Raw genomic sequence first — 12,472 nt, forward strand, 5'->3', positions numbered from 1 at the left:
CGAATGGTTCCGGTAACGACAACGGTTCCACGGTTGATTGTGATTACGGTTCGACCGGTGTGTTTGGTTCGTCGGGTCTGTCCGGTGTGACTGGTTCCGGCAACGGTGCGAGCGGTTCCAATGGTTCCGGTAACGGTTCCAATGGTTCGAATGGTTCGAGTGATTGCCTGCCGGGTGGTTCTTCGGGGCAGAACGGTTCCTCAGTCAATGGGCTGTCGGCCTGGTGGCCGGTTGTTCCCGGAATCATCCTTGCCGGTGTGCTGGGTTCGGCTTCTGCTGGAGCGCTTCACGCCAACGGTGGATCCTCTGATGGAATTGCCTCGGGGTCTGCGGGCAACGGTGATGGTGGGGCCGGCACTGGTTCCAGTGATCAGGTTGCTGGTTCTGCAGCGGCTGGCTTTGGTTCGGCGGCTACCGCTGGTAGTGCCGATGCTGCGGGGTCCAATGCTCATGTGAGTAATCCCGGTGAGGCCAATGGTGGCAATACCGGTGGTACCGCGGCTCCGGGTGGGGTCGGTGGCGCGAATGCGCAGCAGCCCACTGGAGCTAAGCAGGGTCTTCTGGCTACCACGGGTGCGAACGTCGTGTACGTTCTGCTCGGTGGTCTGGTGTTGATGGTGCTTGGTGCGGTGTTTGTTGCTGCGCGGCGTCGTCAGGGCTAGTTTCGGGACGTCCCTGGTTTGAAACCAAGGCCCCGGGTTTTCCACACATCTGTGGAGCACCCGGGGTCTTGGTCTTGCCTACCCGGCACAAGTCTTCTCACGTGGACATACACATGGAACCCAGGTGTACACCGCCGGCAGCGGACGAAGTGCCGGACCCCACGGCTGGTCCGGGTGGACTCCTGGTTCCCGTCGCCCCCCGAACCTGACGATCCCGCTGTCGGTGAAACGACATTCCTGACACTTGTGCGGCGCGGTTTGACGGTAGGTAAATTACGTAGCTCGGTGCCTATCCGCAGACGAGGAAGAACAGGCCGCGTCTTAACAGTGTCGTGAAAGGCTTAGGCCGGCATCTCGATGGGAAGAAACCGTTGGTTCCCGAGTCGGCTGCACGAGTCGCTTCGTGGAACGCGATGAGTCAGGCCGCGGAGGGGCCCCGGACGGAATCCCGGTATCCGGTCCGAGATGGGTACCTCGACTGGCCCCGGAAGAGGCCGTTGGTGAAGGGCGGGTAGTGGATTCCGGTCGATCCGCCGGAAAGCCTTCCCACCCGGTACTACCTCGCCTTGACCGTCCACGGGAGCTGCTTCGCGTCACTGGATGCGCAACAAGCGGTGGATGTGCCGTGGTATCTGTTCCAACTCTCGATCTGATTTCGGTCGATGGCCCGGGACCGCTATAATAGTGGAGTCTTGGTGGCGTATGGACGGCACTGAGAAAAACCGGATCATCTTCATGGATGAACGGTCGGGGCCTTTAGCTCAGTTGGTAGAGCTACGGACTTTTAATCCGCAGGTCGTGGGTTCGAGCCCCACAGGGCCCACCGCAGTACCCCGGGAGCCGGCGATCAGTCGGAGTCCGGGGTGTTTTGGTGTCAGGAGGTATGCAAGCGACGCTGGTCCGTGTGATCGGTTACGCAGCAACTCGCGTGTGGTGGGGTGGTCGGGGAGGTGCATCGCTGGCCCCAGCAGCTTCCTGGTGGTGCCGCCCCGTCGTACCTTGTCGCACCGGTGCAGGTTTCCGGTCAGCGAACCGAGATCATCCCTTGCTATGGGGGCAGCCGTTGTGCCGGATGTCGGGCTGACTGCATCGCCGGGACGGACATCATTAACCCGGGAACCTACAACGAGCTCGTGGAGATGAAATCGGTACGGGATGCTTCGGTGGATGAAGCGGGGCGTTGTTCCACCGGCCCCGGAGACGTCTATCCGAAAGCCCGGCTATGGGGCGCACGAGCTGGGTCCGGGAGGGGTTCCGCCGGGAAAACCGGTATTCGGGGAGCTCCCTGGTGGTTGTGTCTCCAGAGACACGTGGTCCTTCTGTCCACCGTCGCCCGCCACCCAGGCGACCTTGAGATCGCGGTGTCATGATGTCCACCAGGGGTTGGTGCGCGTGGGTGCACGTGCTCCACGCCTGTAGTTCGTCCGGACGGGTATCGCCGTCGGGAACGTTCTGCAGAAGGAGTAGAACTCCCATCTGAACTGCCATTTTGTGTAGTTGAGGTTTGGCAAGTATATTCTGAACAAGCAACTGAGTGCGGTGATCATCACTGCCCAGGAGCGAGCTCCCATCGTCTAGGGGCCTAGGACACCGCCCTTTCACGGCGGCGACACGGGTTCGAATCCCGTTGGGAGTACCACGTCCTTCGTCTGCGGAGTTGACGTGAAAAGAGAATAAGGCCCTGTGGCGCAGTTGGTTAGCGCGCCGCCCTGTCACGGCGGAGGTCGCGGGTTCGAGTCCCGTCAGGGTCGCAGCAACCCCGGTAGCTTTAGAGCTACCGGGGTTTTCTCTTTGTGATAATGCCGTACATACCGGGATGTGTGGGCCCCGGTATGTCGATCCGGGTTGAAAGTGCAGCTTGTACTGTGGATTTGTTCATAATCGCAGTCCTGTGTAAAGTTTCTTCTCGTGCAACCGGTACTTGCCCGAGTGCAGAATCAAGGCCCTGTGGCGCAGTTGGTTAGCGCGCCGCCCTGTCACGGCGGAGGTCGCGGGTTCGAGTCCCGTCAGGGTCGCAAGATTGTCTCCGGACATTCTTGGGGCCAGATAGCTCAGTCGGTAGAGCGTCCGCCTGAAAAGTGGAAGGTCGCCAGTTCGATCCTGGCTCTGGCCACAATAACGCCCCCGGGTTTCCCCGGGGGCGTTCTTGCGTTCCACACCCGGTACAGCGTTTTCCTGCACAATGGAGGAATGAACACCTTCCGTAGGACCCCGTTCCAGATGAAGGTCTCCTTGGCGGCTGTCGCAGTCCTCACCGTGTCGCTGGTGGGTTCGCCCGCGGCAGCGTCTGAATCGGTGCCACAGGGCTTCAAGGGCCTGCCAGCCACCTCATCAACGCCCACGCTCCCGGGTGGTGAACTGTCCCAGATCCCGTACCTCGATCTGGACGCATATCAGGGCACCTGGCACCAGGTCGCGGCGCTCCCGCACATCTTCAGCGCGCAGTGCGCCCGCGACACCGCCGCACGGTACACCCTGACCGGTCAGGACACGGTACGGGTGGTGAACTCGTGTACCGACTGGTTCGGCAATCCCTCCGGAATCGACGGGCAGGCCAGGGTGACCGACCCGGAGACGCAGGCGTCGCTGCGTGTCTGGTTCAACGGAGTACCGTTCCAGAATCCCGACGGTCCCACGAACTACCGTGTGACCTGGATGTCGCACGACGGGCAGACCGTGCTCGTCGGTAGCCCGGACCGAGCCACCGGGTTCGTGCTCTCCAGGGACGTGGCTCTTCCCGGGGAGAAGTGGTCGGAGGTGCGTGACGTCATCGCGGACAGGGGCTACAACCCCTGCACGTTCCTGACTTCTCCGGTGACCGGCGGACGCGAGGGGTATCAGCCTCTCTGCACGCTGTGAACCACGTTGGACCGCCCGTTGTACGATCAATCCAGAGTTGAGGAGGGGAGAAACTGATGACCGCAGTCGGACACCAGGTGACCCATGATGCACAGAACCACCGCTACGTGATCACCGTCGACGGTGCCGAGGCGGGCTACGCCGCCTATGTCCTCGAGACCCCGGTCAGTGACGCACCGGCGGTGCGGGACTTCAACCACACCGTCATAGCCCCCGGATACCGCGGGCAGGGGCTCAGTTCCCCGTTGATCCGGTTCGCCCTCTACGACACGCTCAGGACGGATCTGACCTATCGCGCCACCTGTTCCGCGGTGAAGCACTTCATCGACAAGCACCCCGCGTACGCGGACGGTCTCGCGGGCCCCGTGCAGCGGTAGACAGACGCAGAGAGGTGCCCGCTCCCAGGTGTTGGGGGGGGGCACCTCTCTGTGGCTCACAGGGGATCAGAACAGCGGTGGTTCCTTGTCCACGTACCGGTCGGGATCAACGAGCTTCTTGCACTCGTTTGTCTTGCGGGGACGGTTGACGGCCGGAATACCGACGGCGATGTGGTTTGCCGGCACATCCTTGGTCACGACCGCATTCGCCCCGATGGCACTTCCACAGCCGATCGTGATCGGCCCGAGGACCTTTGCGCCGGCACCGACCGTCACATTGTCCTCGAGGGTCGGGTGCCGTTTGGTCTGGGTGAGTACCTGCCCGCCGAGGGTGACGCCGTGGTACAGCATGACACCGTCTCCGATCTCCGCGGTTTCGCCGATGACAATCCCCATTCCGTGGTCGATGAAGAAGCGGCGGCCGATCGTGGCGCCCGGATGGATCTCGACGCCCGTGAGGAACCTGGTGAACTGTGCGAGAACACGCGCGGGACCGCGGAGACCCCGGGTCCACAGGACGTGGGCGACACGGTGCGACCAGATGGCGTGCAGGCCGGAATAGACGATCGCGTTCTCGACGTCACCCCGCGCGGCGGGATCGTGGTCCCGTGCGTTCGCCAGGTCTTCTCTGATCATCCTCAGCAGCCGGTACATGGGTGCTCATCCTATCAGCGCCGGCGGAACAGTCCTGTCCGGACCTGGGAGATCGGTCCGGGCAGAGTCGAGGGGATGGGTGCATGACCGAGGCTCTGGTCCCGGTGGCCGAGGATCAGTTCCGGATGTCGTCGAAGAGGACGGTTGAGACGTAGCGCTCGCCGTAGTCGCAGACGGTGGTCACGATGGTCTTGCCCGCGTTCTCCGGACGAGCGGCCAGATCGAGTGCGGCCCGTACGTTGGCTCCGGTCGAGATGCCACCGAGGATGCCTTCCCGACGTGCGAGCTCACGGGCGGTGGCGATGGCGTCCGCATTGCTGACGGTGAGTACGTCGTCGAGCACGCGCCGGTCGAGGACCTCGGGGACGAAATTGGCGCCGAGGCCCTGGATCTTGTGGGGACCGGCCTTGCCGGTGGACAGCAGAGCGGATTCGGCGGGCTCGACTGCGTAGATCTGCACGTCTCGGTTGCGTTCCTTCAGCACCCCGCCCACGCCGCTCACTGTGCCGCCGGTACCGACGCCGGTTACGAAGATGTCGACCTTCCCGTCGGTGTCGTCCCAGATCTCCTCGGCGGTGGTGGAGCGGTGGATCTCCGGGTTGGCGGGATTCGCGAACTGGCGGGCGAGGATCGCTCCCTCGTTTTCCGCGACGATCTCGTTGGCCTTGTCGACGGCACCCTGCATTCCGGCGGCACCCGGGGTGAGGATGATCTCGGCGCCGTAGGCGCGGAGCATGACCCTGCGCTCCATCGACATGGTCTCCGGCATGGTGAGTATGACGTTGTATCCGCGGGCCGCGGCCACCATCGTCAGGGCGATTCCGGTGTTTCCTGATGTCGCCTCGACGATCGTGCCACCGGGCTTCAGTGAACCGTCGGCCTCGGCGGCGTCGATGATGGCCAGCCCGATCCGGTCCTTGACGCTGTTCGCGGGGTTGAATGACTCGAGCTTGACGAGGATTTCCACGTCGAGGTTCTCCGTCAGGCGATTGAGTCGGACCATGGGGGTGTTGCCGATGGTGTCGGTGATGTTGTCGTGGATGTTCGTCATTGGAGGGGCTCCTCGAGAATTTTCCGGTTCATCAGTTTGATGGCTGCCGCGAGCACGGCCTTTCGTTGTCACGCTACACCACCAGTAGACCGCAATATAGACAGTGTGGTCTGTCTCGTGCCGGGGGTGCACGGTGGGGCGGAGCCGATGGCGGTGGAGAGGGAAACTGTTTTCACCAGCGGATACGGGACCCTGAATGAGGGTAGTTGTTTCCATCGTTGGGGTTCATTCGGCCTGCTTACGTGTTACCGTTCGACACGTCGCAGTGATCGGGAATGCCGGTGGAAATCCGGCAGCGGCCCTCGCCACTGTATGACTGTCGCCGATGGTGGATCTATCCGCCACCAAGGGCTTCACGCCGCAGAACGCCACTGCCTGTACGGGATCCTCCGGGGTCCACGGTGGGAAGGCACGGCGTCGGGGTTTCGTAGGAGGACCGAGATATCCGGTTCCCGTTGACGACAGTTGAGCCAGGAGACCGGCTGCGACCGTGAGTTGACCAGTCGGTCCGCGAGGTGTCGGACCCGTCCCAGAAAGAGAAGTACAGTCATGCATATCGCAGAAGGCTTTCTACCTGCCGGACAGGCTCTCGCCTGGACCGCGGCGGCTGCCCCGTTCGTTGTCCACGGTGGATGGGCGGTGAAGAAGCAGCTCGCCAAGGCCCCCGAAACCGGACTTCTCCTCGCGGCTGCCGGAGCATTCACCTTCGTTCTCTCGGCCATCAAGATTCCCTCGGTCACCGGATCGAGCTCCCACCCGACGGGAACCGGCCTCGGTGCGGTGCTGTTCAAACCCCCGGTGATGGCGTTCATGGGCGGCATCGTGCTGCTCTTCCAGGCGCTGCTCCTCGCACATGGCGGCATCAGCACCCTCGGTGCCAACATCTTCTCCATGGCGATCGTCGGCCCCTGGGTCGGATACGGTGTGTGGGTTCTGCTTCGCCGTGCCGGCGCGGGCGCGGACATCTCGATCTTCTTCGCGGCGTTCTTCGCTGACCTCTCGACCTACATGGTCACCTCAGTTCAGCTGGCACTCGCCCACCACGCCGGTGGCTTCGTCAACTCCGTTCTCACCTTCCTCGGACTGTTCGCCACCACGCAGATCCCTCTGGCGATCGTCGAGGGCATCGTCACCGTCCTGATCTTCCGCAGCCTGCGAGTCATCGCGGCCAAGGAACTCGACGTCCTCGGTGTGTTCTCCCGGATCCGGAAAACGGACACCCGCGAGCCCGCCACGGTGCGCTGACCCGATCCGTTCGTAGTCAGCCGGCTCCACGCCGGTGAAGAACACAACCAAGAAGAACACGCCTGAGGAGAACTCCACCATGTCCACCACAAACAACAAGGGTGGCGGATTCGCCGTCACCATCGCCCTGATCATTCTCGCCGCGGCGATCGCGGTTTTCCCGATGTTCTACAATTTCGGTGACCCCGATGCCGAGGAGCAGTTCGGCGGCTCGGACGGTGCCGCCGAGGAGATCGTCGCCGAGCAGAACCCCGACTACGAACCGTGGGCGAGCCCGCTCATCGGTGAACTGCCGGGGGAGGTCGAGTCCGGCCTCTTCGCGTTCCAGGCCGCACTCGGCGCCGGAGTGCTCGGCTTCGCTATCGGCAACTACCGGGGCCGCACCCGCGCCGAGGAGCGCGGATCACGGGAGTCCGGGGCCGCCGGAACCACGGCAGCTGCGGGGCCCAATCCCGGCACCGATGCCTGAACCGGGCCGGGGCTAACGCCATGAACGCCCTGGAGATCGCCGCGGCGAACTCCCCGTGGGCCCGCGTCAACGTGGGGGAGAAGGTCCTGCTCATCCTGGGACTTCTCGTCCTGGCCATCTCCCTACCCCCACTACCGGCCCTGCCCATCATCGCCGCGGTGCTGATTCTGCTCGCCGTATCCGCAAAGGTGCCGCCCCGCCTGTACGCGGCACTGATCCTGGCCCCCGCCACCTTCATTCTCCTGGGACTGGGGCCACTGGTGTTCTCGGTGTCGACGTCGGGACTGCGCTGGATCGACGGCGGACTTGTCGACGCCGCGACGGTTCTGGCCCGCACCGTCGTCGGTATGTCGGCGACCATGCTCTTCGCCCTGACCACACCCATGTCCGAGCAGCTGGTGTGGTTCCGGTCGGTCGGGGTGCCCGCACCGCTCGTCCACATAACGATGCTGACCTACCGGATGACGGGAACGCTCATCACCACCGCGCGGACGATGTGGGAGGCACAGGCGGCGCGCCTCGGGCACAGCAGCCGCAGGCGCTGGATCCACTCGGTCGCGGGCCAGGCCGCGAGTCTCTTCGTGCTCTCCTTCTCCCGGGCACGTGCGCTCCAGGAGGGGATGGAGCTCCGGGCCGATATCTCGGAGATCTCCACCCTCCACGCCAGCAGGCCCGTCCGGTGGCCGGTGATCATCGGAAGCGTCGCTCTTCTGGCGGCCGTCACCGCGCTCGGCATCATCTTCTGGTGAGCTGGATTCCCCACCAGCCGCCGATCCCGTCCACGCACCGTCCCATCCATGGAGGACCCGTGTCTCACCCAGCAACACCGCTCGTTGAACTGGTCGACGTCGATTTCTCGCACGGCCCGGAGCTTCCGGTGCTGAGATCCGTTGACCTGAGAATCGGCACCGGCGCCAGGATCGCGGTGCTCGGCGCCAACGGTTCCGGCAAGTCCACACTCTTCCGGCTGCTCGCCGCTGCATGGAAACCCGATCGCGGGGAACTGCGTCTCGACGGTGAGCCGGTGCGCTACAACCGGGCCGGGCGGGACCGGGTCCGTCGCCGGGTGCAGCTCGTGCTCCAGGAACCCGACGACCAGATTTTCGCGACCTCCGTCTCCGCGGACGTCGCCTACGGCCCGGTCAACATGGGACTCGAGCGGGACGAGGTGACCCGCAGGGTGGACGCCGCGATGACGGCGGCTGAGGTGGCGGATCTGGCGGACCGCGTTCCCCACCAGTTGTCCTACGGGCAGCGGAAGCGGGTGGCGCTCGCCGGCGCCCTCGCCATGGATCCGGCGGTCCTTCTCCTCGACGAACCGACCGCGGGCCTCGACCCGGCGGGCGGTCGGCAACTTCTCCGGACCCTCGAAGCCCTGAATGCGAAGGGCACGGCCGTGGTGCTGTCCACCCATGATGTCGATCTCGCCTACGCCTTCGCCGACACCGCGGTGGTGCTGACCGACGGACGGTTGGTCGGTGGCGACGTCGAGAGGATTCTCACAGACAGGGACCTGATGGAGCGGGCCCGTCTGGGGTTGCCCTGGGCGCCGTTGGTGAGTCGTGCCCTGGGGCGGAGGGTCAGTGCCCCACAGGAACTGCCCTGAATTGGTGACCACCCCCGAGGTGGGGGCGTCCGAGGAACCGGCATGTGCCGTCCAAAACGTGATGTTTCTTACTTGCCATGTCTGAACGGAGACGGAACCGGGGGTGATTTACGGGGGACGTCAGTTTTGATGGGTGGCGGTTCAGCTCCGTTCAGGTGGGTCAAAAGCGGCATTTTCTCTCTCCTGCGAATGTATTTTCGAAGTGGATCCGCAAGTGCTTCTGTGGCCCAGCTGAGCGGTGTAAATGACGAAGGTGACGAAGGAACGGTCTGCGCTCGTTTGGGGTATCGGGACAGCTATTGAGGAGTGTTCCGGGGTGTTGACGGGCTATGTTCGCGCACGTCGGACATGAGGGGTGCCGGGAGGGGGTCCGGGAATAGACCACATCACCCCTTAGCCGGACGCCCGTTTTCCTGATTTTGGGAAAAATTACCGATATTGACGGGCTCATCACCCCCTGGGGAGTGGTTATACTGCACCTTAGAAAGATGTTGGCTCACCCGACGGGGGCACCTGACCGGGTGGATGCGCAGGAGGTACATGTGGACTCACAACGTACGAAAGACGACGAAGAAGCGATCCGCACCGCGCTCTCGTCGTTGAGAACGGCCACCGGGATCCCGGTGACGATGTTCGCGACGGTACTGCCGGACAACAGGCTCCAGATCAGTGCCTGGGTCGGACTCCGGACCCCGGCGCTGCAGAACCTCGTCATCGACCATGGCTGCGGCGTCGGCGGCAGGGTCGTCACCACCAGGCGCCCGGTCGGTGTTAGTGACTACACCCGCGCGAACGTCATCTCCCACGAATACGACAACGTCATCCAGGATGAGGGCCTGTTCTCCCTCGTGGCCGTCCCCGTCATCGTGCACCGCGAGATCCGGGGTGTCCTCTACGTGGGCGTGCACTCCCCGGTACGTCTCGGGGACAAGGTCATCGAGGAGGTCACCATGACTGCCCGGACCCTCGAGCAGGAGCTGGCCATCAACTGTGCCGTCCGCAGGAGCGAGGGGGGCCGCGCCGGAGCAAAGTCCGGCCGCATCATGAACGGTGCGGAGTGGGAGCAGATCCGGTCCACCCACTCGAAGCTCCGCATGCTCGCAAACCGGGTCGAGGACGAGTCGCTCCGGCTCGAGCTGGAGGAGCTGTGCGACCAGATGGTCACTCCGGTCCGGGTCAAGCAGACCACCAAACTCTCCGCCCGGGAGCTCGATGTCCTCGCGTGCGTGGCCCTCGGACACACCAACGTCGAAGCTGCGGAGGAGATGGGTATCGGTGCGGAAACCGTGAAGTCATACCTGCGCAGCGTGATGCGCAAGCTCGGCGCGCACACCCGCTACGAGGCCGTCAACGCGGCACGTCGGATCGGAGCACTGCCCTGATTTTCGCTGTCTCCCTGACCCCGGATGCTTCGCATCCGGGGTCAGTTGCGTTCTACCGGGCGTCGTGACGCCCGGACCCCGGCACCCAGGGAACGTCGTCGCCGTTGTTGGCTACCCTGCCGAGAATGAACAGCAGGTCCGACAGTCGGTTGAGATACCGGGCCGGGAGCACCGACGTCGTATCCGGGTGCTTCTCCACGGCGTCCCACGCGGCACGCTCCGCCCGCCGTGCGATGACCCGGGCGGTGTGCAGCAGTGCGGCGGCCGGGGTGCCGCCGGGGAGGATGAAGGAGTTGAGCGACGGGAGATCGGCGTTGAACCTGTCGCAGTCTGCTTCGAGTGCGTCAATGTAGGACTGGGCGACACGGAGCGGCGGGTACTTCGGTGACTCCTCGACGGGGGTGGCGAGATCCGCCCCGGCGTCGAAGAGTTCATTCTGGATCCGGCGCAGAACCCCGGTGATCTCCTCCGGGGGATCGCCGAGAGCCAGTACCTGGCCGATCGCGCAGTTGGCCTCATCGCACTCGGCGTAGGCGACCAACCGGGCGTCATTCTTCGGGACGCGCTCGAAGTTGGACAACGCGGTCGTGCCGTCGTCTCCGGTACGGGTGTAGATCTTCGTGAGGTGTACGGCCATGTCCCCACGCTAGACAAAAAACCCGGGCCACGGGTGCCGGGGGAGCGGTCCATGCGCACGGGTCCGGGCGAACCATTAGGCTGGGGCACTGTGAAAGAACGATTCTTGGTGACAGGCGGCACACGTCTCTCGGGTTCCGTGAAGGTGACCGGGGCGAAGAACAGTGTGCTGAAACTCATGGCCGCGGCTCTTCTCGCGGAGGGGACCACCCTCCTCCGGAACTGCCCGGAGATCCTCGATGTGCCTCTCATGGGTGACGTCCTCAGGGGACTCGGGTGTGAGGTCGAGATTAACGGGCCCGATGTCCGGATCACCACCCCGGCGGAACTGTGCAGCAACGCGGACTTCGATGCCGTCAGGCAGTTCCGTGCCTCCGTGTGCGTGCTCGGCCCCCTCACCGCCCGGTGTGGAGAAGCCGTGGTGGCACTTCCGGGCGGGGACGCCATCGGATCGCGCCCGCTCGATATGCACCAGAGTGGTCTCGAGAGACTGGGCGCGGTGACCGAGATCCGGCACGGATGTCTCGTGACCCGCGCACCGAGACTCACGGGCGCATCGGTCGCCTTCGATTTTCCCTCGGTCGGTGCCACGGAGAACATCCTCACCGCCGCCGTCCTCGCTGAGGGCGTCACCGTCCTGGACAACGCCGCTCGTGAACCGGAGATCGTCGACCTGTGCAATCTCCTCAACGACATGGGGGCGCAAATTGAAGGAGCGGGGACCAACACCCTCACCATCACCGGTGTCGACAGACTCCACCCCACGGAGCACACCGTCGTAGCGGATCGAATCGTCGCGGGAACGTGGGCGTATGCCGCGGCGATGACGCAGGGCGATATCACCGTCGGCGGCATCTCCCCACAGCTGCTCCACCTGCCGCTGGCGAAACTCAAGGTCGCCGGCGCGGAAGTCGAGACCTACGAAAACGGGTTCCGGGTGCGGATGGACAGGCGGCCCACCGCGGTCGACTACCAGACCCTGCCCTTCCCAGGGTTCCCGACGGACCTGCAGCCGATGGCCATCGGCATGGCCGCCATCGCGGACGGAATGTCCATGATCACCGAGAACGTCTTCGAATCGCGGTTCAAGTTCGTCGGGGAGATGCTTCGGCTCGGCGCCACCGCGTCAGTCGACGGGCATCACGTCGCCGTGCGGGGTGTCCCCCAGCTGTCGTCCACCACGGTGTGGTCGAGCGACATCCGCGCGGGGGCTGCTCTCGTCCTCGCGGCACTCTGCGCCGAGGGGGAAAGCGAGATCCGCGAGGTGTTCCACATCGACCGCGGTTACCCGAGGTTCGTGGAGTCGCTCAACGCACTCGGCGCGGATGTCCGGCGCGTCCCCGAATCCTCATAAGGAGGTCGGCAAACCGCCGGTTGCATTCCGCCAAAGACACTCTGAACTGCGTGTTTGTGTGTGTGGTGGGGTGTGTGTAGATTAGTGGGAGTCAGCGAGACCGACAGCGCCCCGCCGGGAAGTGATTCCTGTGGTTGTGTGGCGTGAGGAAAACACAAGCTGGCTCCTAAATTGTTC

General features: G+C 64.2%; 12 protein-coding genes, 5 tRNA genes and 1 riboswitch. Of the genes, 14 read left to right on the plus strand and 3 right to left on the minus strand.

The window, feature by feature from the left end:
* The 8 genes from JDV75_RS11735 to JDV75_RS11770 all read left to right on the plus strand — a co-directional run.
* Positions 1-662 (plus strand): LPXTG cell wall anchor domain-containing protein (locus JDV75_RS11735; RefSeq protein WP_198739416.1); only part of this gene is annotated, 662 nt, incomplete at its 5' end.
* A 750-nt stretch (positions 663-1,412) separates the two neighbouring features.
* Positions 1,413-1,485, plus strand: a tRNA-Lys gene (locus JDV75_RS11740).
* Positions 1,486-2,225: 740 nt separating this feature from the next.
* A tRNA-Glu gene (locus JDV75_RS11745) sits at positions 2,226-2,301 on the plus strand.
* 38 nt (positions 2,302-2,339) lie between these two features.
* Positions 2,340-2,413: transfer RNA gene (locus JDV75_RS11750), tRNA-Asp, on the plus strand.
* A gap of 190 nt (positions 2,414-2,603) precedes the next feature.
* Positions 2,604-2,677: transfer RNA gene (locus JDV75_RS11755), tRNA-Asp, on the plus strand.
* Positions 2,678-2,702: 25 nt separating this feature from the next.
* Positions 2,703-2,775: transfer RNA gene (locus JDV75_RS11760), tRNA-Phe, on the plus strand.
* A 77-nt stretch (positions 2,776-2,852) separates the two neighbouring features.
* Positions 2,853-3,521: a lipocalin family protein gene (locus tag JDV75_RS11765; protein WP_198739417.1), complete on the plus strand. Its 669-nt coding sequence runs from the start codon at positions 2,853-2,855 to the stop codon at positions 3,519-3,521.
* Positions 3,522-3,577: 56 nt separating this feature from the next.
* Entirely contained in the window at positions 3,578-3,898 is a 321-nt protein-coding gene (locus JDV75_RS11770) for a GNAT family N-acetyltransferase (protein ID WP_198739418.1), read from the plus strand.
* 66 nt (positions 3,899-3,964) lie between these two features.
* Here JDV75_RS11770 and epsC read toward each other — a convergent pair whose 3' ends face one another.
* Positions 3,965-4,552 (minus strand): serine O-acetyltransferase EpsC, encoded by a 588-nt coding sequence (gene epsC, locus JDV75_RS11775; RefSeq protein ID WP_198739419.1) that lies wholly within the window; start codon positions 4,550-4,552, stop codon positions 3,965-3,967.
* 115 nt (positions 4,553-4,667) lie between these two features.
* A complete protein-coding gene (cysK, locus tag JDV75_RS11780; protein WP_198739420.1) occupies positions 4,668-5,603 on the minus strand; it encodes a cysteine synthase A in 936 nt (311 codons plus the stop codon).
* A gap of 204 nt (positions 5,604-5,807) precedes the next feature.
* Positions 5,808-6,104, plus strand: a riboswitch (cobalamin riboswitch).
* 48 nt (positions 6,105-6,152) lie between these two features.
* Here cysK and JDV75_RS11785 point away from each other — a divergent pair.
* From JDV75_RS11785 to ramA, 5 genes are all read left to right on the plus strand, one after another.
* Positions 6,153-6,848, plus strand: coding sequence for an energy-coupling factor ABC transporter permease (locus JDV75_RS11785; protein WP_198739421.1), 696 nt, complete (start codon positions 6,153-6,155; stop codon positions 6,846-6,848).
* 79 nt (positions 6,849-6,927) lie between these two features.
* The gene (locus JDV75_RS11790) at positions 6,928-7,317 is read left to right on the plus strand and encodes an energy-coupling factor ABC transporter substrate-binding protein (protein ID WP_198739422.1); all 390 of its coding nucleotides are present in this window, start codon (positions 6,928-6,930) and stop codon (positions 7,315-7,317) included.
* Between the two features lie 20 nt (positions 7,318-7,337).
* Positions 7,338-8,066, plus strand: coding sequence for a cobalt ECF transporter T component CbiQ (cbiQ, locus tag JDV75_RS11795; RefSeq protein WP_198739423.1), 729 nt, complete (start codon positions 7,338-7,340; stop codon positions 8,064-8,066).
* A 59-nt stretch (positions 8,067-8,125) separates the two neighbouring features.
* Positions 8,126-8,923, plus strand: a complete 798-nt coding sequence (locus tag JDV75_RS11800) for an ATP-binding cassette domain-containing protein (RefSeq protein WP_198739424.1) — start codon at positions 8,126-8,128, stop codon at positions 8,921-8,923.
* 542 nt (positions 8,924-9,465) lie between these two features.
* The gene (gene ramA / locus JDV75_RS11805; RefSeq protein ID WP_198739425.1) at positions 9,466-10,305 is read left to right on the plus strand and encodes an acetate metabolism transcriptional regulator RamA; all 840 of its coding nucleotides are present in this window, start codon (positions 9,466-9,468) and stop codon (positions 10,303-10,305) included.
* Between the two features lie 52 nt (positions 10,306-10,357).
* Here the strand turns inward: ramA and JDV75_RS11810 are convergent, their stop codons facing one another.
* Positions 10,358-10,942: a cob(I)yrinic acid a,c-diamide adenosyltransferase gene (locus JDV75_RS11810; RefSeq protein ID WP_198739426.1), complete on the minus strand. Its 585-nt coding sequence runs from the start codon at positions 10,940-10,942 to the stop codon at positions 10,358-10,360.
* 90 nt (positions 10,943-11,032) lie between these two features.
* Between JDV75_RS11810 and murA the strand changes: the two genes are divergently transcribed.
* A complete protein-coding gene (murA, locus tag JDV75_RS11815; RefSeq protein WP_198739427.1) occupies positions 11,033-12,295 on the plus strand; it encodes a UDP-N-acetylglucosamine 1-carboxyvinyltransferase in 1,263 nt (420 codons plus the stop codon).
* Positions 12,296-12,472 lie beyond the last annotated feature (177 nt).

Source organism: Corynebacterium meridianum, from assembly GCF_016342265.1.
GTDB classification, from domain to species: domain Bacteria; phylum Actinomycetota; class Actinomycetes; order Mycobacteriales; family Mycobacteriaceae; genus Corynebacterium; species Corynebacterium meridianum.

Coding starts and splice junctions, on each gene's coding strand:
- JDV75_RS11765 (WP_198739417.1), top strand. CDS start 2,853: ATGAACACCTTCCGTAGGACCCCGTTCCAGATGAAGGTCTCCTTGGCG.
- JDV75_RS11790 (WP_198739422.1), top strand. CDS start 6,928: ATGTCCACCACAAACAACAAGGGTGGCGGATTCGCCGTCACCATCGCC.
- JDV75_RS11810 (WP_198739426.1), bottom strand. CDS start 10,942: ATGGCCGTACACCTCACGAAGATCTACACCCGTACCGGAGACGACGGC.
- JDV75_RS11770 (WP_198739418.1), top strand. CDS start 3,578: ATGACCGCAGTCGGACACCAGGTGACCCATGATGCACAGAACCACCGC.
- epsC (WP_198739419.1), bottom strand. CDS start 4,552: ATGTACCGGCTGCTGAGGATGATCAGAGAAGACCTGGCGAACGCACGG.
- cbiQ (WP_198739423.1), top strand. CDS start 7,338: ATGAACGCCCTGGAGATCGCCGCGGCGAACTCCCCGTGGGCCCGCGTC.
- cysK (WP_198739420.1), bottom strand. CDS start 5,603: ATGACGAACATCCACGACAACATCACCGACACCATCGGCAACACCCCC.
- JDV75_RS11785 (WP_198739421.1), top strand. CDS start 6,153: ATGCATATCGCAGAAGGCTTTCTACCTGCCGGACAGGCTCTCGCCTGG.